At 75.5% G+C, this 19,432-nt stretch carries 19 protein-coding genes; 11 read left to right on the forward strand and 8 right to left on the reverse strand.

Features of this window, described 5'->3' with window-relative positions; translation table 11 throughout:
• Positions 1–106: 106 nt before the first annotated feature.
• The gene (locus GA0070606_RS20985; protein ID WP_091103225.1) at positions 107–1,309 is read left to right on the forward strand and encodes a glycosyltransferase; all 1,203 of its coding nucleotides are present in this window, start codon (positions 107–109) and stop codon (positions 1,307–1,309) included.
• Between the two features lie 94 nt (positions 1,310–1,403).
• On the opposite strand, the gene GA0070606_RS20990 is transcribed toward GA0070606_RS20985, so the two are convergent.
• The 4 genes from GA0070606_RS20990 to aroA all read right to left on the reverse strand — a co-directional run bounded on the left by GA0070606_RS20990 (position 1,404) and on the right by aroA (position 5,603).
• Positions 1,404–2,267, reverse strand: coding sequence for a hypothetical protein (locus GA0070606_RS20990; protein WP_176737556.1), 864 nt, complete (start codon positions 2,265–2,267; stop codon positions 1,404–1,406).
• A 59-nt stretch (positions 2,268–2,326) separates the two neighbouring features.
• Complete coding sequence (hisN, locus tag GA0070606_RS20995) at positions 2,327–3,145, reverse strand: histidinol-phosphatase (RefSeq protein ID WP_091103230.1); 819 nt, start codon at positions 3,143–3,145, stop codon at positions 2,327–2,329.
• 25 nt (positions 3,146–3,170) lie between these two features.
• The gene (gene rsgA, locus GA0070606_RS21000) at positions 3,171–4,136 is read right to left on the reverse strand and encodes a ribosome small subunit-dependent GTPase A (RefSeq protein ID WP_091107966.1); all 966 of its coding nucleotides are present in this window, start codon (positions 4,134–4,136) and stop codon (positions 3,171–3,173) included.
• A gap of 165 nt (positions 4,137–4,301) precedes the next feature.
• Complete coding sequence (aroA, locus tag GA0070606_RS21005; protein WP_091103233.1) at positions 4,302–5,603, reverse strand: 3-phosphoshikimate 1-carboxyvinyltransferase; 1,302 nt, start codon at positions 5,601–5,603, stop codon at positions 4,302–4,304.
• Positions 5,604–5,706: 103 nt separating this feature from the next.
• On the opposite strand from aroA, the gene GA0070606_RS21010 reads away from it, so the two are divergent.
• The 5 genes from GA0070606_RS21010 (at position 5,707) to rsrA (ending at position 9,122) form a co-directional block, all read left to right on the forward strand.
• A complete protein-coding gene (locus GA0070606_RS21010) occupies positions 5,707–6,420 on the forward strand; it encodes an SOS response-associated peptidase (RefSeq protein ID WP_091103236.1) in 714 nt (237 codons plus the stop codon).
• 196 nt (positions 6,421–6,616) lie between these two features.
• Positions 6,617–7,009: a WhiB family transcriptional regulator gene (locus GA0070606_RS21015; protein ID WP_091103238.1), complete on the forward strand. Its 393-nt coding sequence runs from the start codon at positions 6,617–6,619 to the stop codon at positions 7,007–7,009.
• A 119-nt stretch (positions 7,010–7,128) separates the two neighbouring features.
• Positions 7,129–7,743, forward strand: coding sequence for an alpha/beta hydrolase family protein (locus GA0070606_RS21020; RefSeq protein ID WP_091107968.1), 615 nt, complete (start codon positions 7,129–7,131; stop codon positions 7,741–7,743).
• Between the two features lie 265 nt (positions 7,744–8,008).
• Positions 8,009–8,833 (forward strand): sigma-70 family RNA polymerase sigma factor, encoded by an 825-nt coding sequence (locus GA0070606_RS21025; RefSeq protein ID WP_091103241.1) that lies wholly within the window; start codon positions 8,009–8,011, stop codon positions 8,831–8,833.
• 1 nt (position 8,834) lies between these two features.
• Positions 8,835–9,122, forward strand: coding sequence for a mycothiol system anti-sigma-R factor (rsrA, locus tag GA0070606_RS21030; RefSeq protein WP_091103244.1), 288 nt, complete (start codon positions 8,835–8,837; stop codon positions 9,120–9,122).
• A 102-nt stretch (positions 9,123–9,224) separates the two neighbouring features.
• Here rsrA and GA0070606_RS34050 read toward each other — a convergent pair whose 3' ends face one another.
• A complete protein-coding gene (locus GA0070606_RS34050) occupies positions 9,225–9,299 on the reverse strand; it encodes a 50S ribosomal protein bL37 (RefSeq protein WP_369700219.1) in 75 nt (24 codons plus the stop codon).
• Positions 9,300–9,687: 388 nt separating this feature from the next.
• On the opposite strand from GA0070606_RS34050, the gene GA0070606_RS21035 reads away from it, so the two are divergent.
• Entirely contained in the window at positions 9,688–9,909 is a 222-nt protein-coding gene (locus GA0070606_RS21035; RefSeq protein ID WP_176737378.1) for a biotin/lipoyl-binding carrier protein, read from the forward strand.
• Positions 9,906–10,415, forward strand: coding sequence for a GNAT family N-acetyltransferase (locus GA0070606_RS21040; RefSeq protein ID WP_091103246.1), 510 nt, complete (start codon positions 9,906–9,908; stop codon positions 10,413–10,415). The genes GA0070606_RS21035 and GA0070606_RS21040 overlap by 4 nt, the downstream gene beginning before the upstream one ends.
• Before the next feature lie 159 nt (positions 10,416–10,574).
• Here GA0070606_RS21040 and GA0070606_RS21045 read toward each other — a convergent pair whose 3' ends face one another.
• Entirely contained in the window at positions 10,575–11,174 is a 600-nt protein-coding gene (locus GA0070606_RS21045) for a TetR/AcrR family transcriptional regulator (RefSeq protein ID WP_176737379.1), read from the reverse strand.
• Between the two features lie 105 nt (positions 11,175–11,279).
• Here GA0070606_RS21045 and GA0070606_RS21050 point away from each other — a divergent pair, with 105 nt between their 5' ends.
• Positions 11,280–12,866: an MDR family MFS transporter gene (locus GA0070606_RS21050; protein ID WP_091103248.1), complete on the forward strand. Its 1,587-nt coding sequence runs from the start codon at positions 11,280–11,282 to the stop codon at positions 12,864–12,866.
• 252 nt (positions 12,867–13,118) lie between these two features.
• Here the strand turns inward: GA0070606_RS21050 and GA0070606_RS21055 are convergent, their stop codons facing one another.
• Complete coding sequence (locus GA0070606_RS21055) at positions 13,119–14,954, reverse strand: tetratricopeptide repeat protein (RefSeq protein WP_091103251.1); 1,836 nt, start codon at positions 14,952–14,954, stop codon at positions 13,119–13,121.
• A gap of 188 nt (positions 14,955–15,142) precedes the next feature.
• Between GA0070606_RS21055 and GA0070606_RS21060 the strand changes: the two genes are divergently transcribed.
• Together GA0070606_RS21060 and GA0070606_RS21065 are read left to right on the forward strand one after the other, a co-directional pair.
• On the forward strand, positions 15,143–16,174 hold the full coding sequence (locus GA0070606_RS21060) for an SIS domain-containing protein (protein ID WP_091103253.1): 1,032 nt from the start codon (positions 15,143–15,145) through the stop codon (positions 16,172–16,174).
• Between the two features lie 25 nt (positions 16,175–16,199).
• Complete coding sequence (locus GA0070606_RS21065) at positions 16,200–17,759, forward strand: PAS domain-containing sensor histidine kinase (RefSeq protein WP_091103256.1); 1,560 nt, start codon at positions 16,200–16,202, stop codon at positions 17,757–17,759.
• Positions 17,760–17,879: 120 nt separating this feature from the next.
• Here the strand turns inward: GA0070606_RS21065 and GA0070606_RS21070 are convergent, their stop codons facing one another.
• Complete coding sequence (locus GA0070606_RS21070; RefSeq protein WP_245724977.1) at positions 17,880–19,400, reverse strand: glycosyltransferase family 39 protein; 1,521 nt, start codon at positions 19,398–19,400, stop codon at positions 17,880–17,882.
• Positions 19,401–19,432: the final 32 nt, after the last annotated feature.

Genomic DNA, 19,432 nt, shown 5'->3' on the forward strand with positions numbered 1-19,432 from the left:
CCCGCCGGGCTCTTCCCGATCTGCCAGGTTTCGGCTTGCGGGAGTCTGGTTAATGGGACCCTCTGACCGAGGACCACCGCTTGAGAAGTTCGCATGGAGGTGACCCATGCGCGTCGGCCTCGTCTGCGCGCACGCCGGCCCGCCCAGGCGTGCCGACGCCCCGACCGTCGGCACCCACCAGCACATCGCCAGGGTCGCCGCGGAACTGGCCGCGCGGGGCCACGACGTCCGGGTGTACGAACGCCGCGACGACCCCGACCTGCCGGACACGGCCATGGTCGACGGCTACCGGGTGGAGCGGGTGCCCGTCGGCCCGGCGGCCCCGATCCCCACCGCCGAGCTGGTCCCGTACGTGTCCGAGTTCGGCGCCTGGCTGGCGGACCGGTGGACGGGCGACTGGCAGCCCGAGGTGGTGCACGGGCACTACTGGATCGGCGGGCTGGCCGCCGCGCACGCCGTCCGGGAGACCGACGTCCCGGTGGTGCAGACGTTCCACTCCCTCGGGGTCGAGCAGCTGCGCCACCTCGGCGGCCAGTACGACGGCCCGGGGGAGCGCATCCCGCTGGAGCGGGCGTTGACCCGGGCGGTGGACGTCGCGGTCGCCCAGTGCAACGACGAGGTGGACGAGCTGACCCGGATGGGGTTGCAGCGCGCCTCCGTGGCGATGGTGCCGGCGGGCGTCGACACCGAGCAGTTCCACCCCGACGGCGAGGCCGCCCCCCGCGACCAGCGGGCCCGGATCCTCTCCGTCGGTGGGCTGTCGCCCGGGCACGGCCAGGAGGACCTGATCCGGGCCATGCGGCTGGTCGGCGACGCCGAGCTGGTGATCGCCGGCGGCCCGCCGGCCGAGCAGCTCGCGGGCCACGCCGAGGCCCGCCGGCTGCGCGAGCTGGCCGAGCGGAACGGGGTGGCCGAGCAGGTGAAGCTGGTGGGCGCGGTGCCGCACGACCAGATGGCCACCTGGTACCGCTCGGCGGACGTGGTGGCCTGCACCCCGCACTACTCGTCGGCCGGGCGCGTGTCGCTGGAGGCCATGGCGTGCGGCGTGCCGGTGGTGGGCTATGCCATGGGCGGCATCGCCGACGCGGTGGTCGACGAGGTCACCGGGCGGCTGGTGCCGCCGGGCGACGTGCGCACGCTGGGCGTCACCCTGCGCCGGCTGCTCGCCGACAACGCGGGGCGGTTCGCGTACGGGCACGCCGCCGTGGACCGGGTGCGGTGCAGCTACACCTGGGAACGGACGGCGGGCGCGCTGGAGCGCCTCTACGAGCGGGTGGTGCGCCGGCGCAAGCCGGTCGAGGCGGCCTGACCGGCAGCGGCCCGCCTCGCGCCGGTGACCCGCCCCGCGCCGGCAGCCCGCCCGGTGGCGGGTCGCACGGCGGCGGGCGTCCCGGCGGCGGTCCTCACATCGGGCGGCCGGGGGCGCCGACGCCCACGACGGCCGGCTTCCGCTCCCCGGCCACCGCGTGGTGGTGCTGGGGTTCGGCGTACCGGGTGAGGCCGATGACCGAGGCGAGGGTGACCAGGAACCCGGCCGCGGCGAGCCACTCCCGGCCGGGCCAGATCTTGTCGTTGAGCAGCAGCAGGCCGACGATCGCCGCGGGCACCGCCCCGGCCGCGTCCATGGCGGCGACGGCGGCCGTGGTCGAGCCGCGCTGCATGGCCAGGCCGAGCAGGAGCTGACCGACGATCGAGTGCGCGATCAGCAGGTAGAGCAGCGGGTGCCGGACCAGGTCCTCCGCCGTCGGGGCCGAGGCCAGCGGTCGGGCGGCCACCGCGGCGGCGGAGAACGCCAGCCCGGCCAGCGAGCCGAGCGCCACCGAGCCGGGCGCCCCGTGCAGGCGCACGGCGAAGAAGCCGACCACCGCGATCACGACGAGCACCGCCGCCAGGACGATCATGCCGGTGGTGCCGAGCGGCTTGGACTGCGCGGGCCGGGCGGAGAGCACCAGCGCGGAGATTCCCGCGAAGAGCAGCACCAGCAGGGCCACCTCGGCCGCCGGCAGCCGCCACTTGAGCAGCAGCACGCCGAGCAGTGCGGTGACGCCGAGCCCGGCCGCGACGCTGGACTGGACCAGGAAGAGCGGCAGGTCCCGGCGGGCCAGGAAGGCCAGCACGAACCCGGCCACCTGGCAGGCCAGCCCGACCAGGTAGGTGCGGTGCCCGGCGAGCCGCAGCAGCAGGCCCGGGTCGAAGGTGTGGTGCACGGTGGTGCGGGCGGCGGCGACCGACTGGAGCAGGTTGGCGACGCCGTACGCGATGATCATCGCCGCGAGGAAGCACCAGCCGGAGGAAACCACCTGGCGAGGATAGAGGCTGGCGGAGGTCAGTGCTCGGTTGGCCGACCCAGCCGGGCGAGGATGTCGGCGTGCAGCGCGCCGTTGCTGGCCACGGCGCTGTTCTCGGTGCCGGCGTCGCCCGAGAGGGCCGGCCGGCCGGCCAGGTCGGTGAACGCGCCGCCCGCCTCGGTGACGATCGGCACCAGCGCGGCGACGTCCCACAGCGACAGCTCCGGCTCCACCATCACGTCCAGCGCCCCCTCGGCCAGCAGCATGTAGCCGTAGAAGTCGCCGTACGCCCGGCTGCGCCAGGTGTCCCGCATGAGCTGGAGCATCGCGTCCAGCCGGCCGGCGGACTCCCAGCCGGTCAGGGACGAGTAGCAGAAGCTGGCGTCCGCGAGGTCCCGGACCCCGGAGACCCGGATCGGCGCGCCGCTCGCGGCGTCGGGCCCCGCGTACGCGCCCGCGCCCAGCGCGCCCCACCAGCGGCGGCCCAGCGCCGGGGCGGACACCAGCCCGACGACCGGGCGGTCGCCCTCCAGCAGCGCGATCAGGGTGGCCCAGACCGGCACGCCGCGGATGAAGTTCTTCGTGCCGTCGATGGGGTCGACCACCCAACGCCGGCCGTCCGGGCCGCCGGCCGGCTGCTCGCCGTACTCCTCGCCGAGCAGGCCGTCGGCCGGGCGGTGCGTGGCCAGCAGCGCGCGGATCTCCCGCTCGACCGCGGTGTCCGCGTCGGAGACCGGGGTCAGGTCGGGTTTCGCCTCGACGCGCAGGTCGAGCGCGCGGAACCGGGCCGTGGCGACGGCGTCGGCGGCGTCCGCGAGCAGGTGGGCGAGGGCGATGTCGTCGGCGTACCCGGTCATGCCGCAAACGGTAGCGACGCCCCGGTCAGGACCCGCCGTGCGGGTCGCCCTCGCCGTCACGCGCGCCGGGGCCGCGCTGGTCGGGCTCGCTGCGCGCGTCGCCCTCGCCGGAGCGGGAGGCCAGCAGCCGGCGGTACGAGGCCAGCCGGCGCGGGTCGGCCTTGCCGGCGGCCACCCAGGAGTCCAGCCCGCAGTCGGGGGCGTCCGGGGTGTGCGGGCAGTTGGCGGGGCAGTCGACGCTGCCCTCCACCAGGTCGGGGAAGCCGTGCAGCAGGCTGTCGGCGGAGACGTGTGCCAGCCCGAAGCTGCGCACCCCCGGCGTGTCGACGATCCAGCCGGCGGCGGCGTGCTCGCCGTGCGTCGGGTCCCGGGGCAGGCGCAGCGCGACCGCGCTCGTGGAGGTGTGCCGCCCCCGGCCGATCGCGCTGACCGTGCCGACCGCCCGCGCGGCGTCCGGCACCAGGCGGTTGACCAGCGTCGACTTGCCCACCCCGGAGTGCCCCACCATGACCGAGACCCGGCCGGCGAGCAGGCTGCGCAGGGCGTCGAGGTCGGAGTCGGGGCGGATCAGCACGTACGGCAGCTCCAGCTCCGCGTAGTAGCCGAGCACGGTCTCGGGGCCGGCCAGGTCGGCCTTGGTGAGGCAGAGCAGCGGCTCGATGCCGGCGTCGTACGCGGCCACCAGGCAGCGGTCGACGAACCCGGTGCGCGGCGGCGGGTCGGCCAGCGCGCTGACGATCACCAACTGGTCGGCGTTGGCGACGACCACCCGTTCCAGCCGCCCCTCGGCGGTGGTCTCGTCGTCGTCGGCGGTGCGCCGCAGCACAGACGTCCGCTCGGCGATGCGGACGATCCGGGCCAGCGCCCCGGCCGCCCCGGACGTGTCCCCGACCAGGCCGACGCGGTCGCCGACCACCACCGACTTGCGACCCAGCTCCCGGGCCCGCATGGCGGTGATCGGGGGCACGTCCGGCCCGGCGTCGGGCGGCACGCACGTGTAGCGGCCCCGGTCGACGGCGATCACGAACCCGTCCACCGCGTCGGAGTGCCGGGGCCGGGTGCGGGTACGCGGGCGCGACGACTTCCCGGGCCGGACCCGGACGTCGTCCTCGTCGTACTCCCGCCGTCTGGTCGCCAGGACCCGCCCCCCGTCGTGTCAGCTCTTGCCGGTCACCATCGCCGACCATAGTGCCGGAAACTCGGGCATGGTCTTCGAGGTGCACGCCACGTCGCTCAGCTCGATGCCCGGAACGGCCAGGCCGGCCACCGCGGCGGCGTGCGCCATCCGGTGGTCGTGGTAGGTCTCGAAGACCCCGCCGCGCAGCGGCCGGGGCCGGATCTCCAGCCCGTCGGGGGACTCGGTGATGTCCGCGCCGAGCGCGGCGAACTCCCGCGCCAGCGCGGTCAGCCGGTCGGTCTCGTGGCCCCGGATGTGGCCGATGCCGGTGAACACCGACGGCGAGTCGGCCAGCATGGCCAGCGCGGTCAGCGCCGGGGTCAGCTCGCTGACGTCGGACAGGTCGGCGTCCAGCCCGTGCACCGCGCCGGTGCCCCGCACGGTCAGCCCGGCGGTGGAGAGGGTCACCTCGCCACCCATCCGCTGCAGCAGCGCGCGGAGCTGCTCGACGGGCTGCGCGCTGCCGCGCGGCCAGCCCTGGAGGGTCACCTCGCCGCCGGTGACCAGGGCGGCGGCGAAGAACGGCACCGCGCCCGACAGGTCCGGCTCGATCTCCCAGCCGCGCCCGGTCAGCGGGCCCGGCTCCACCACCCACACGTCGGGCGTGCCGTCGTCGACCGCCGCGCCGGCCGCCCGCAGCATCTGCACCGTCATCCGCAGGTGCGGCGCGGAGGGCACCGGCGGGCCGACGTGCCGGACCACGACGCCCCGGTCGAAGCGCGGGGCGGCCAGCAGCAGCCCGGAGACGAGCTGGCTGGAGGCCGAGGCGTCGATCACCACCTCGCCGCCGGCCACCCGCCCGGCGCCGAGCACGGTCATCGGCAGGCTGCCGGTGGCGGGGGTGTCCACGCGTACGCCGAGGGAGCGCAGCGCGCCGATCAGCGGGCCGAGCGGCCGGATGCGGGCCTGCGGGTCGCCGTCGAAGGTGATCCGCCCGTCGGCCAGCCCGGCCACGGGCGGGACGAAGCGCATCACGGTGCCGGCCAGGCCGACGTCGACGTGGGCGGGGCCGACCAGCGGGTGCGGCCGGACCAGCCAGCGCTCGTCGTCGCTGATCGACATGTGCGCGCCCAGCGCGCGCAGCCCGGCGGCCATCAGTTCGGTGTCCCGCGCGCGCAGCGGCCCGGCCAGCGTCGAGGGGCCGCTGGCCAGCGCGCTGAGCACGAGGGCGCGGGCGGTCATCGACTTGGAGCCGGGCAGGCACAGCGTGGCCGAGACCGGGTCGGAGGCGGTCGGAGCGGTCCACGGCTGCGGCGGCCGGGTCGCGGTCAGGTTCCCCACGGTTACATTCTGCCGTGTCCGGAGGACGATGACGCCGGCCACCGTCCGTGCTCCCGGCCAGCGGGACAGCCGGGCGACGCCCCGCCGGGTTAGCGTGTGCGACATGTGCGGGAGGTATGCGACGACCCGGAGCGCGGGCGACCTGAGCGCGCTGTTCGAGTCCCTCGACGAGACCGACGGCCGGCTCGGCCCCGACCACAACGTCGCGCCCACCGACCCGGTGCCGCTGGTGCGGGTCAGCCCGGAGGGGCACCGCGCGCTGTCTCTTGGGCGCTGGGGGCTGGTGCCGGCCTGGTCCCGGTCGCCCGCCGGCGCCGCCCGCATGATCAACGCCCGTGCCGAGACGGTCGCCACCAGCCGGGCGTACGCGGGGGCCTTCGCCCGCCGCCGCTGTCTCGTCCCGGCCGACGGCTGGTACGAGTGGGTCCGCTCGCCCGACGGGCGCAAGCAGGCCTACTACATGACCCCGCTGGACGGCTCGGTGCTCGCCTTCGCCGGCATCTGGTCGGTCTGGGAGGGCCCGGGCGGGCCGCTGCTGACGTGCAGCGTGCTCACCACGGCCGCCCTGGGCGAGCTGGCCGAGGTGCACGACCGCATGCCGTTGCTGCTGCCCGAGGGCCGGTGGGGGGCGTGGCTGGCGTCGACCGGGGAGCCGGCGGAGTTGCTGGCGCCGCCGCCGTCCGACTGGCTGGCCGGGCTGGAGATCCGCCCGGTGGGGCCGGCGGTGGGCGACGTGCGCAACGACGGGCCGGAGCTGACCGCCCGGGTGCCGGTGGCACGGGCCGTGACGCCGGAGCAGGAAATGACGCTCTTCTGACAGCGGCGGCGCATTGTCGGGTGTGATTTGCCAGAGTTGCGGGTGAAACGTCGGCCGGTTTTTAAACCATATTTGCCGCAGAGTCTTGTCTCCGTGTCCGGAAGTGCGATAGAACACAGCGCCGGTAGTGGGCGGCGATTCGCACGGGGCGAACGGCGTCCACCGATCTTGCCGGTCCCACGGGGGAGGTGGGTGGATGACACGGGCACGTATGCCCCGCCCGCACGAGGTGGCCGCCGCACGACGAGATCCGCGACTGCTGCGGGCGTTGCGGGAGCGGCGACATGACGAGGCGTGGCGGACCAGAGGAACCTGCCAGAATGTCGACCCGGAAACATTCTTTCCGGCGCCGAACGAGCCGGCCGACGCGGCCGTCGCGCTGTGCCGAAGTTGCGATGTGCAGGGCTCCTGCCTCGCCTGGGCGTTGGACGTGGGTGACTGCCACGGAGTCTGGGGCGGCACGACCCCGCGCGAGCGGCGGGCGATGCTGGTCGCCTGGCGTGACGAGGTGCAACCGGATCCGGACGCCGCCGACGAGGCGGGCCCGCCGGTCCGGGACCGGCTGCTCACGCTGGTGCCGCTGAGCTGACCGTCGCCCGGTGGGGCGGGGGTGGCGGACGCACCCCGAATCGATCGACCGGTCTCAGCCGGCCCGCCATGTCGGTGGGCCGGCTGACCGTCGTGCCTCCCACCTCGCAGAATGGGCTGATGCCCCAGGACGACGAGATCCTCACACCGCGCGGGCCCGCCCGGGTCGACACGGACCTGCCGCAGGGGCCACCGACGGCGCTGCTGGTGCTCGGTCACGGCGCGGGTGGCGGTGTGGGCGCCCCGGACCTGTGCGCGCTTCGCGACGCGGCGGTCGGTGCCGGTTCGGTGGTGGCCCGGGTGACCCAGCCCTACCGGGTCGCCGGCCGACGAGCGCCGGCGCCCGCCGGGCACCTCGACGAGGCGTGGGTGGCCGTGCTCGCCGTGCTGCGGAGGCGGCATCCCGGCGTACCGCTGGTGGTGGGTGGACGCTCCAGCGGCGCGCGGGTGGCCTGCCGGACCGCGCGGGCGGTCGAGGCGGCCGGCGTGGTCGCGCTCGCGTTCCCGCTGCACCCGCCGGGCCGCCCCGAGCGGTCGCGGGCGGCGGAGCTGGACACCGGCGTCCCGACCCTCGTGGTCAACGGCGACCGCGACCCCTTCGGGGTGCCGGAGCCGGGGCCCGGGGTGCGGGTGGTGACCCGCCCGGGTGAGCGACACGACCTGCGGGCGGACCCGGCCGGCACCGCCGAGGTCGTGCGCGACTGGCTGCACGGGCAGGGCTGGGCGCGGGCCTGACCATCCCGCCCACGGACGCCTGGCGGGACGACGGGCGGTGCTGCGGTTCGGCGGCCGTGTCCGGCGGCTGCGGCGGGTCGTTGCATCGGATGGCGCCGGACGCCCGGTCCGGGCGGCGGCGCCGGTCCTCCCAGGCCCTTCCTGGTCCCAGCGCCGGCTCCCCGTCGGGGCCGGGACCAGGAACGGGAGACGTGGCCGGAATGCCCCGCCCATCCCTGGGCGTTGCACCCCCCGGGACGACATTTCTGGCGAGGGGGGTGACCGGGTGCCGATCGAGACGCAGGCCCGGGAACGGGACGAGCGGGGGACGCGGCAGCTGCGGCAGTTGCTGGACGCTCCGGACTGGCCCGCGACGGTGCCGCCGGTCGGCGCGACCGCGGTGAGCGCGAGCACACCCGCCGGAAGTGAATCTGCGGGCAGGCCGGTGCGCGTATCCTCGGCGGGAAAGCATCCGACGCGAGGGGATGTGCGGTTGACCACCGAGAAGACGGACGAGCGCAGGGCCCGCTTCGAGCGGGACGCGATGCCCTTCGTCGATCAGCTCTACGCTGCCGGGCTGCGGATGACCCGCAACCCGGCGGATGCCGAGGACCTGGTCCAGGAGACCTACCTGAAGGCGTACGCCGCCTTCCACCAGTTCGAGCAGGGCACGAACCTGAAGGCCTGGCTCTACCGGATCCTGACCAACACCTACATCAACACCTACCGCAAGCGGCAGCGCCAGCCCATCCAGGCGCCGACCGAGGAGATCACCGACTGGCAGCTCGCCGAGGCCGAGTCGCACACCTCCAGCGGGCTGCGCTCCGCCGAGACCGAGGCGCTGGACCGGCTGCCGGACAGCGACGTCAAGGAGGCCCTCCAGCAGTTGCCGGAGGAGTTCCGCCTGGCCGTCTACCTGACCGACGTCGAGGGCTTCTCCTACAAGGAGGTCGCCGACATCATGGGCACGCCGATCGGCACGGTGATGTCGCGGCTGCACCGGGGTCGACGTAATCTGCGCAAGCTGCTCGAGCAGTACGCCGCGGAGCGGGGCTTCAGCGCCGCGTCGTCGAAGAAGGGCTCAACCGCTGCGGCCGGCCGGGAGGTGTGACGTGAGCTGTGGAGATCCGCACGAGACGGACTGCCGTGAGGTCCTGGCCGAGGTCTACCTCTACCTCGACCTGGAGTGCGCGGAGGAGCGGCGGACGCTGATCCGGCACCACCTCGACGAGTGCGGGCCGTGCCTGCGCGAGTACGGCATCGAGCAGGAGGTGAAGGCGCTGGTCGCCCGCTGCTGCGGCAACGAGACCGCGCCCGACCAGCTGCGCGAGCGGCTGAGGCTGCGCCTCACCGAGATCGTCGTCTTCGAGAGCACCGAGTCGCGGGAGCTGGCCGACTGAGGTCGGCGACACCGACGAAAGCAGGTGGCCCGGGTCGTCTCCGACCCGGGCCACCTGCGTTCCGCCGGCTGATCGACGCCGGGCCGTGGGCCCGGCCGCCGCTCAGGAGTTGGGGCGCTTGCCGTGGTTCGCGCCGCTCTTCTTGCGGGCCTTCTTCTTGCGGGCCTTCTTCGCCATGGTGACCTCCTCGTGATGGTCGGATCCGCCTGCGCACGACCTCGGCGCCGGTGCACGCACCGGTCGTCCCGGCGCCGGGGTCCGACCCGCTGATGCTAGTGCGGCCGGCACCCGCCGTCGTGCGCCGGGGCGGCCCGCCGCACGACGCGCCGCACGACACGCCCGCCGTCGCCCCGGGCTGTCGCCGTCCGACCCGCCGCCCGTGGTGGTCGCCGCCCGGCCGCGGCCGCCGCCGGCCCCCGTGTCGCGCCGCGCGCCGGGCAGGTCGGGGACGTGGTCGGGGCCCGCTCCGACGGTGGACCGTTCCGGGCGCCCGGGGGCGCTCCGCATCCCCGTGGGCGGTCCGCATGATTGGATACGTCGGCAGGCAAACGCGAGAGAAGGGGCCGTGGAGATGGCCGAGGAGATCCGCGCCGAGATGGTGGCGAACGTCTGGAAGGTCGTCGCGTCGGCCGGGGACACCGTGTCCGAGGGGGACACGCTGGTGATCCTGGAGTCGATGAAGATGGAGATCCCGGTCGTCGCCGAGTCCGACGGTGTCGTCAAGCAGCTCGCGGTCAACGAGGGCGACGTCGTGCAGGACGGGGACCTCATCGCGGTGATCGATTGACCGGCCTGTCGGTCCGGCACGCCGGGCCGGAGGACTTCGCGGCGGTGGCCCGGCTGACGGTCGCCGCGTACGAGGCCGACGGTCAGCTCAAGGGCGAGCACGGCTACGCCGCCGTGCTCGCCGACGTGGCGGCCCGCGCGGAGCACGGCGAGGTGCTGGTCGCCGTCGACCCGGCCGGCGGCGAGGTGCTCGGCTCGGTGACGTTCGTCCTCCCCGGCAGCCGGTACGCCGAGCTGTCCCGCGCCGGCGAGGCGGAGTTCCGGATGTTGGCGGTCGACCCGGCCGCGCAGGGCCGGGGCGTCGGCGCGGCCCTGGTCGAGGCCTGCGTGTCGCGGGCGACCGAGCTGGGCTGCACGGCGGTGACGATCTGCGTGCGCAGCGGCTTCGCGACCGCGGCCCAGCGGCTCTACGAGCGGCGGGGTTTCGTCCGCGTGCCGGAGCTGGACTGGTCGCCCGTCGTCGGCGTGGAGCTGCTCGGCCTCCGGCTGGACCTCCCGCACGCCTGATCCGGCGGCCCTTGCCGAGCCGCGCCGGGCGGCCTGCTGACCGGCCCGTGTCGGGCGGCCCGCGGTTCGGGCCGGCCGCAGCCCTCTGTGGATCCGGCCGCCCTCGGCCCGCTGCCGATCCGGTCCACCGCGTCCGTTCCGGCGCGGCGGCGACGGGCGTCAGGGCGCCCCGGGCGCGGCTTCGTCGCGCTGCCCGCCGATGGGGGCGAGCAGTTCGTCGGCCATCGTCAGCGCGAGCTCCATCCGCTGGGCGTCGGTGAGCGCCGGGGCGCGGACCGCGAACCAGCTGCTGTGCACGGCGAAGATCGCCAGCACGGCGCGGAGCTGCGCAGCCGGTGACTTGTCGTCCCGGCAGAGCAGGTCGGCCAGCCGCAGCATCCGGCCGCGCATCTGCTGCCCGGCGGAGAGGCTCTTCAGCACGGTCTGGTTCTGCTCGAAGAACCGCATGACGGAGGGTTGGTCGCCGGCGAACATGGCTTCGGCGTACCGGCCGATCACGGCACGCCGGGTGTCCAGGCCGTCGGGCTGCGACTCGGCCCACTCGATGAGGGCGTCCAACCGGGCCAGCCGGTCCTCGACGACGCTGGTGACGATCTCGTCCTTGCTCTTGAAGTGGTAGTAGAGCGCGGCCTTGGTCACGTCCAGCCGCTCGGCGATCTCGCGCAGCGAGGTCTTCTCGTACCCCTGCTCGGTGAAGAGCTCCAGCGCGACGGCCTGGATGCGTTCCCGCGTGCCGCCTGTGCTCTCCCTCACCCGCACCACCCAATCCGCTTGACCGATCCTGGTGCCCAACTTACCGTCCGGCTAGTAAGGTGGCTAGCCGGCCGGCAAGTAAGTGCGGCACATCTCGGGGGGAGCTTACCCATGACGCAGGCAAGCCAGGCTCCGGCACGACCCCACGTGCGGGTGGTGCTCTTCGGCCTGATGATCGCCATGATGCTGGCGATGCTCGACAACATGATCGTCAGCACGGCGCTGCCCCGGATCGTGGGCGAGTTCGGCGGGCTGGACCACTTCACCTGGGTGGTCACCGCCTACGTGCTGGGAACCACCGTCTCCACCCCGATCTGGGGCAAGCTCGGCGACCTCTACGGGCGCAAGTCCGTCTTCCTCACCTCGGTGGTCGTCTTCCTGGTCGGCTCGGCGCTCTGCGGCATGGCCGGCTCCGACCTGCTCGGCGGTCCGGACGACGGCATGGTCGAGCTGATCGCCTTCCGGGCGGTGCAGGGCCTCGGCGCGGGCGGCCTGATGGTCGGCGTGATGGCCATCATCGGTGACCTGGTCCCGCCCCGGGAGCGGGGGCGCTACCAGGGGATGATCGCCGGCATCATGGCCTTCGCCATGGTCGCCGGCCCGCTGGTCGGCGGGTTCATCACCGACCACCTCTCCTGGCGTTGGGCCTTCTACGTCAACCTGCCGCTGGGCGGGGTCGCGCTGGCGCTGCTGGTCACCACCCTGCGACTGCCGAAGCACCGCACCGAGCACCGCATCGACTGGCTTGGCGCGGCGCTGCTCTCGGTCGCCATCACCGCGATCGTGCTGGTCACCACCTGGGGCGGCAACGAGTACGACTGGACCTCCGGGCCCATCCTCGGCCTCGTCGCGCTCACGGTGGTCGCCCTGGCGGCGTTCGGCCTCGTCGAACGGCGCGCCGCCGAGCCGATCCTGCCGCTGCGGCTCTTCGCCAACCGCAACTTCGCCCTGATCTCGGTGATCGGCTTCCTGCTCGGCTTCGCCATGTTCGGCGCGATGAACTTCCTGCCGCTCTACCAGCAGACCGTGCAGGGCGCCTCGGCCACCAACTCCGGTCTGCTGCTGCTCCCGCTGATGTTCGGCATGCTCGTGGTCTCGCTGGTGGTGGGCCGGTCGATCACCAGGACCGGGCGCTACCGCGCCTACCCGATCGTCGGCGGTGTCGTGATGGCCGCCGGCATGGCGCTGCTGACCCGGTTGGACGTCGACACCAGCAAGACCGAGTCGTCGCTCTACATGCTCGTGCTCGGCGTCGGCATGGGCTTCCTCATGCAGACGTCGATGCTGATCGCGCAGAACAGCGTCGAGCAGCGGGACCTGGGGGCGGCGAGCGGCGCGGCCACCTTCTTCCGGTCGATCGGCGGCTCGTTCGGAATCTCGCTGTTCGGGGCGGTCTTCGCCAACCGGCTGGCGGGTTCGCCGGGCGGCAACGCGTTCGGCGGCGGCGGCGAGGCCGGCGCCGCCATGGACCTGGAGAAGTTGAAGAACCTGCCGGCGCAGGCCCGCGAGCTGGTGCTGGGCGGCCTCGCCGACGCGGTCTCGCACGTCTTCTGGTGGGCGTTGCTCTTCAGCGTCGCCGTGCCGGTGCTCGCCTGGTTCGTCCGGGAGGTCCCGCTGCGCACCGCGAACGAGCCCCCGGCGCAGCCCGCCGACGGTGAGCAGGCCGAGATCTCCCTGGCGAAGGCCCCCACGGCCTGAGCCGCGGCGACGTCCGACCCGCCAGGTGCCCGCCCGCCGCCGGCACCCGGCCCGCGGAGATGCCAAGGCCCGCGCGTCGCGTCGGTCCCACCGGGCCGGCGCGCTGCGGTCCGGGTCGCGTCGGCCGCGGTCGGGCCGGCACGACGTGGCCCGAGGGCGCGCCGGTGACGGTCCGAGACGGCGCGGCGCGGTCCCGGGTCGTGCCGGTGGCGGACCGGGTCGGCGCGGCGCGGTCCGGGTCGCGTCGGCCGGTCAGGGGCGGCGGAGCGGGGCGGTGAGGCGGCGCCAGAGGCGGCGCAGGCGGGAGCCGGGCTCGCGGGGTCGGGGGACCGGACGGGCGGCGGCCAGCGAGATCGCCAGGGCCGTCGTCTCCGCGTCGAGGGCGGGTGTGGCCAGGGCCAGGTGGGCCAGCGACGCCGCGATGGGCACCGGGCGGAGCCGGGCCACCGCCGCGACGTCCGCCAGCCGCTCCGCCACCACCGCTGCCACGTCGGGGCGGACGGCCGGGTCGATCCAGGCGGCGGTGACCACGGCGAACAGCGCCGCCTCGGTGGTCCAGTCCTCCACGCCCCAGACCAGCTCCAGCAGCACCCGCCGGCGGGTCGAGGTCGCCCACGGCTCGTCCGTGCGGTGGTGCAGCAGGCCGAGGCAGGCCCACACCTGGACGCAGCGCACCCAGAGCGAGGGGTCCTGCGCGAGCACCCGGCCCAGCGCGGTGGGCGGCGCCTCCGGCGGGTGCGCGAGCAGGCCGAGCAGGTCGGCCAGGTCCAGGGTGGCCAGCCCCACCGCCGCGTCGTACGCCGCCGGGGGGTGCGGCCACGCCGGATGGGCGAGCTGTCGCAGCCGGGCGGCGGCCTCCGCCGAGGGCGCCGGCACCGCGGCCGTGACCGCCGTGCCGTCCCAGCGCCAGAGCTGTCGGGCGTCCGGCCGGCGGGGCTCGCGCGGGTCCGGGTCGGGCACGCCGGCCACCTCGACCCGCATCGCCGGCACGGCGGTGGCGACGGTACGCAGGGCGCTCGGCGGCGCGGGCCGGTCCAGCCGCAGGGCGGCGCCGACCCCGCCGTGGTCGTCGGCGACGGCCCGGCGCAGCGCGTCCACCACCGCCCCGGTGGCCGGGGTGACCTGCCCCAGCCAGGCCTGGCCGCGGCAGCACTCGGCCAGGTCGCCGTGCTCGTGCGTGTCGTCGGGGTGGTCCCGGACGAAGTCGGCGAGCGCGACCAGGTGCGCCACGTCGCCGTCGCGCTGGTAGCGCAGCCGGTGGGCGGTGTGCACGGCGCAGTCGAAGGTGGGATCCCGGGCCAGGGCCCGGTCGATCCAGTCCAGCGCCTCGTCGAGCCGCCCGGTGTCGGCGAGGGTGCCGGCGATGTCGGCGTACACGGCGAGGTCGTCGGGATCGTGCGCGACGGCGCGGCCGAGCGCCGCCAGCGCCTCGCGGGTGCGGCCGGCACTGCGGTACGCGTACCCGAGCCACACCTCGCCGATCTTCGACGGTTCCGCGCGTACGCCCCGGGCGGCCCACTGGATCGCCAGGGCGACCTCGCCGACCCGCCGGGCCAGGGCGGACGCCGCGCCCAGCAGCAGGGCGTGCCCGGCGTGGACGGTGACCGCGTTGCGGGCCAGCGCCAGGTAGGGGGCGAGCGCCGCCCGGTCGGCCCGGGGCGCCGGGTCGGGCACGGCTGCGCAGACCTGCATCAGGATCCGGGCGGTGCGATCGGGGTCGAGTCGTTCGGCGAGTTCCGGCGCGGTCACCCAGGGCACGCCGGCCCAGTCCGTGCCCGGCGCGTGACCGGTCGCCGCGACCAGCAGGTCCAGCCCCTCGGCGGGTCGGCCGGCGGCGGCGAGCAGGTGGGCGCGGGCGACCACGGCGCCGACGAAGGCGTGGTGGTGCAGCGGAAAGAGCTCCACCCCGCCGTTCCCGTCGGCGGCGGCGAGCCGGGCGAGCGTCTCGTGCACCTCGGGCAGGGTCGGGGCCCGGACCAGCGCGGCGGCGACGTGCCCGGCGGCGTGTTCGAGGTCGCCGGCGTCCATGGCGAGGCGGGCCAGGGCGAGTTCCTCCGCCGCGGGCAGCGCCCGGTCGTCCTCGGACACGTCGTCCTCTCGCTCGTCGGTGCTCCGGTGGGCCGGGCAAGCCTAGGTGATGTTGGACCGACATGGTGATCAACTGCGCACTCCTGCGCGTTCGATTGCTCAGATCAGATCAAAGATGCAAGACTGAGCAGGAAACGCGCGGCAACCGCGCAGTGGGAGGAGTTTCCGTGACGCGTGCAGGGGCGGGCATGGCCGCCGACATCGACGAGCAGCCGGCGGGCTACGAGCGGTTGCTCTCCACCGAACACGCCGGGGCGATCGCCCGGGTGGCGGCGGTCGTCGCGGAGCGCCGACCCCGGCACGTGGTCTTCACCGCCCGGGGCACCTCCGACCACGCCGCCCTCTACGGGGCGTACCTGACCGAGATCCGGCTCGGCCTGCCCGCCGGGCTCGCCTCGCCCAGCGTCGTCACCGTCTACGGCGCGCGGCCGGACCTCTCCGACGCGCTCGTCGTCGGCGTCAGCCAGAGCGGCGGCTCGCCCGACCTCGCCGAGGTGCTGCGCACCGCCCGCGCCTCCGGCGCGCTGACCCTCGCCGTGACCAACGCGCCCGACTCCCGGCTGGCCGACGTCGCCGAGCTCAGCGTCGACATCGCCGCCGGACACGAGCGCGCGGTGGCCGCCACCAAGACGTACACCGCCGAGCTGCTCGCCCTGCTGATGCTCGTCGAGGGCGTCCGGGCCGGCGACGGGGCGCTGCCCGCCGACGAGCGCGCCGCGCTCGCCGCCCTGCCCGAGCTGGCCGCCCGCACCCTGGCCGACCAGACCCCGGCCCAGCTCGCGCCCCGCTACCGCTTCGCCGGCCAGCTCGTCACCACCGGCCGCGGGTACGCGTACCCGACCGCCAGGGAGGCCGCGCTGAAGCTGATGGAGACCTCCTACCTGCCGGCGCTCGCCTTCTCCGGCGCGGACCTGCTGCACGGGCCGCTCGCCATGACCGACCCGGACGTGCCGGTGCTCGCCGTGGTCGGCTCCGGGCCGGGCGGCCGGTCGATGGGTGAGGTGCTGCCCCGGCTCGGCGAGCGCCGCGCCGACGTGGTGGTGGTCGGCTCCGCCGACGTCGAGGGCGCCACCCGGATCGCCGTCCCCGAGGTCGACGAGCGGTACGCGCCGCTGCTGGACATCCTGCCGTTGCAGCGCCTCGCGCTGGCGCTGGCGCTGGCCCGGGGCGAGGACCCGGACGCGCCCCGGGGGCTGAAGAAGGTCACCGCGACGATGTGACGCCCGGCGTGGCACGCTGGTCGACGTGTCCACGCTGCGCGACCTCGCCGAGGAGCACACCCGCCTCCGTCCGGCCGACATCGACCACCTGCACCGGATCGCCGGCGACTGGCAGTTGCTCTCCGACCTGTCCTTCGCCGACCTGCTGCTCTGGGTGCCCGTGGACGGTGACGGGACGTACCTCTGCGTCGCCCAGGTCCGGCCGACGACCGCCCCCACCGCGTACCTGGACGACCAGGTGGGGCGGATCGTCGGCGGGCCGGAGGTGGCCCACCTGGAGGTGGCCCACCGGCAGGGCCGGATCTGGCGGGAGGGCGACCCGGTCTGGTACGGCGACGTGCCCGCCCGGCACGAGGCGATCCCGGTCCGGCTGCGCACCACCGACGGCGAGGCCGGCGAGGTGATCGCCGTGGTGGGGCGGGACACCAACCTCTCCACCGCGCGCACCCCGAGCCAGCTGGAGCTGAACTACCTCACCACCGCCGACGACCTGGCGCAGATGATCGCCGACGGCACCTTCCCGCCGCCGCGCCATCCCGGCGAGACCACGTCGGCCCCGCGCGTCGGCGACGGGCTGGTCCGGCTCGACGCCGGCGGCAAGGTCACCTACGCCAGCCCGAACGCGCAGTCGGCGTACCGGCGGCTGGGCTACGCCTCGCACCTGGTGGGGGAGGACCTGGCGGCGCTGCACCGCCGGCTGGCCGGCGACCCGCTGGAGGGCACGGACGCGGCGAACGGGATCCTCGCCGCGCTGCGCGGCGAGGCGCCGCCCCGCCGGGAGATCGACGCGCGGGGCGCGACCATGCTCACCCGGGCGCTGCCGCTGATGCCCGCCGGGGTGCCGATCGGCGCGCTGGTGCTGGTCCGCGACATCACCGAGGTACGCCGCCGCGACCGCGCCCTGATCACCAAGGACGCGACCATCCGGGAGATCCACCACCGGGTGAAGAACAACCTCCAGACCGTCGCCGCCCTGCTGCGCCTCCAGGCGCGCCGGGTGTCCATGCCGGAGGCCCGGGTCGCGCTGGAGGAGTCCGTACGCCGTGTCGCCTCCATCGCGCTGGTGCACGAGACCCTCTCCATGTCCAGCGACGAGGCGGTCGAGTTCGACGGCATCGTGGACCGGGTGGCGAGCGCGGCGACCGAGGTGGCGGCGACCGAGTCGACCGTCGGCATGCGCCGGCTGGGCAGCTTCGGGGTGCTTCCCGCCGAGGTCGCCACCTCGCTGGTGATGGTGCTGAACGAACTGTTGCTCAACGCCGTCGAGCACGGCTTCCCGCCCGCCGCCGAGCCGGCCGGTGCCCCCGACGCCGGCGACGCGGCCGGCGGACCGCCCGAGGTGGTGGTGTCGGCGCACCGGTTCCGCAAGATGCTGCACGTCTCGGTGACCGACAACGGCCGGGGGCTGCCGCCCGACTTCGACGCCGAGCGGGGCGGCAACCTCGGCCTGCAGATCGTCCGGGCGCTGGTCACCGGCGAACTGCGCGGCACCATCGAGCTGCGCGACGGCGCGAACGGCGGCACCGAGGCGACGCTCGTCGTCCCGCTGGCCCGCAACGCCCCGGAGGGCCGCTCCACCGCCTGACCCGACGGACTCCCGGTCCGCCGCGCGGCGGCCTCGCCGGCCCGGCTGTCGGGCGGGCGGTCTGCGTCAGCGGTGGGCGGCGCGACGGCCGGCGCTGGTCCGGCTGTCGGGCGGTCTGTGTCAGCGGGTGAGCAGCGCGACGGTCAGCCCGGGGCGGTGCCAGACCCGGTCGACGGTGTAGCCGGCGCGCAACGCGTCCCCCTTGGCGCCGGGTACGGCGGCCAGCGGGTCCTCTCGGCGGCCGGCCACGACCAGCCAGATCCGGTCCGTGCCGGCCAGGCACGCGGCCGGCCGGTCGCACTCGGCGGCCCACAGGTCGCCCCGGCTCACCTGGTCCCGCGTGGCCAGCACGTCCCGGGGGCGGTGGTCGAGGTGGTAGGCGAGACCGAGATCGAGGAAGAGCCAGCTCTCCCGGGGCGAGTAGACGACCGCGTCGCCCGGTCGCTGGCCGTCGCCGACGATGCGGGCCACGCCCCGGTAGTCGACCGGGGCGCTTCGCGGCCACTCGTGGGTGCGCCGCAGCGCCGCCTGCTCCGGCAGGCCGAGCAGCCCGGCGAGCGCCACCACGGCCAGCGCGGCGGGCAACCGCACCGTGGCCAGCGCCGCCCCGGCCAGCAGGCACGCGAACGGCACGACGAAGACCAGGTAGCGGGGCACCCACAGGGGTACGACGGCGGCGGCGGCGAAGACCAGCAGCACCGGCAGCAGCACCGCGCACCCGGGCAGCAGGGCGCGCCGACCCAGCCCGGCCGCCCCGAGCGCGGCGAGGCCGACCAGCAGCCCGCCCACCACGCCGCTCTGCGCCACCCCGCCCGGCAGCGCGGCCAGGTCGTCGAGGCGGGCGGGGTCCACCCAGTCGAGTTGCCGGGACCGCTGCCGCGCGGCCAGCAGCACCAGCGGGGTCACCAGCAGCGCCGCGGGCACCAGGGCGAGCACCCAGCTCAGTGGACGACGCCACGACCGGGCCGCCCGCACGGGGCCGCCGCTCCCCGTCGGCGGCTCGGTGCGTTCCCGCCCTCGGTGGTCGCGGCGTTCCCGCCCCCGGTGGTCGCGGCGTTCCCGCCTCCGGTGGTAGGTGCCTTCCCGTCCCCGGTGGTCGGCCAGCACGGCCACCGCGTGCGCGGCCAGCAGGGTGAGGGCCATCAGGTGGGTCAGCCCGAGGGCGGCGACGGCGGCGGCGTACCCGGCCCAGCGCGCCCAGCCGGGTCGGCGCAGCGCCTCGACGAGCAGCAGGGTCGCCAGCACCGCGAAGAGCGTGGCCAGCGCGTACGGTCGGGCCTCCTGGCCGTACCGGGACGTGCCCGGGAGCACCGCGAGGAGCAGCCCGGCGAGCAGCCCCGCGCGGGCGTCGACGAGCCGTTGGCCCAGGAACGCGGTCAGCCCGGCCGCGGCGGCCATGGCCAGCGCGGCGGGCAGCCGCAGCGCGGTGACCGAGTCGCCGGCGAGCGCCACCCAGCCGTGCATGAGCAGGTAGTACGGGCCGGTGGCGGCATCGATGGTGCCGGCGAGGCGGAGCAGGTCGTCCACCGGGCGGGTGGCCGCGCTCCAGGTGGCCAGCTCGTCGCGCCACGGTTGGGCGCGGCCGATCCCGGTGCCGGTCACCGACAGCGTCAGCAGCGCCGGCCACGGCCAGACCGGCAGCGGCCGGCGGGCCGGATCAGGCCGGGGGCGGT

Source organism: Micromonospora citrea (assembly GCF_900090315.1).
GTDB lineage: Bacteria > Actinomycetota > Actinomycetes > Mycobacteriales > Micromonosporaceae > Micromonospora > Micromonospora citrea.

What these genes read in the sequence shown, in the direction of transcription:
- GA0070606_RS21050 (WP_091103248.1), top strand. Translation starts at nt 11,280, where the DNA reads ATGACGCAGGCAAGCCAGGCTCCGGCACGACCCCACGTGCGGGTGGTG.
- GA0070606_RS20985 (WP_091103225.1), top strand. Translation starts at nt 107, where the DNA reads ATGCGCGTCGGCCTCGTCTGCGCGCACGCCGGCCCGCCCAGGCGTGCC.
- GA0070606_RS21010 (WP_091103236.1), top strand. Translation starts at nt 5,707, where the DNA reads ATGTGCGGGAGGTATGCGACGACCCGGAGCGCGGGCGACCTGAGCGCG.
- hisN (WP_091103230.1), bottom strand. Translation starts at nt 3,145, where the DNA reads ATGACCGGGTACGCCGACGACATCGCCCTCGCCCACCTGCTCGCGGAC.
- GA0070606_RS21020 (WP_091107968.1), top strand. Translation starts at nt 7,129, where the DNA reads ATGCCCCAGGACGACGAGATCCTCACACCGCGCGGGCCCGCCCGGGTC.
- GA0070606_RS21060 (WP_091103253.1), top strand. Translation starts at nt 15,143, where the DNA reads ATGGCCGCCGACATCGACGAGCAGCCGGCGGGCTACGAGCGGTTGCTC.
- GA0070606_RS21015 (WP_091103238.1), top strand. Translation starts at nt 6,617, where the DNA reads ATGACACGGGCACGTATGCCCCGCCCGCACGAGGTGGCCGCCGCACGA.
- GA0070606_RS20990 (WP_176737556.1), bottom strand. Translation starts at nt 2,267, where the DNA reads ATGATCATCGCGTACGGCGTCGCCAACCTGCTCCAGTCGGTCGCCGCC.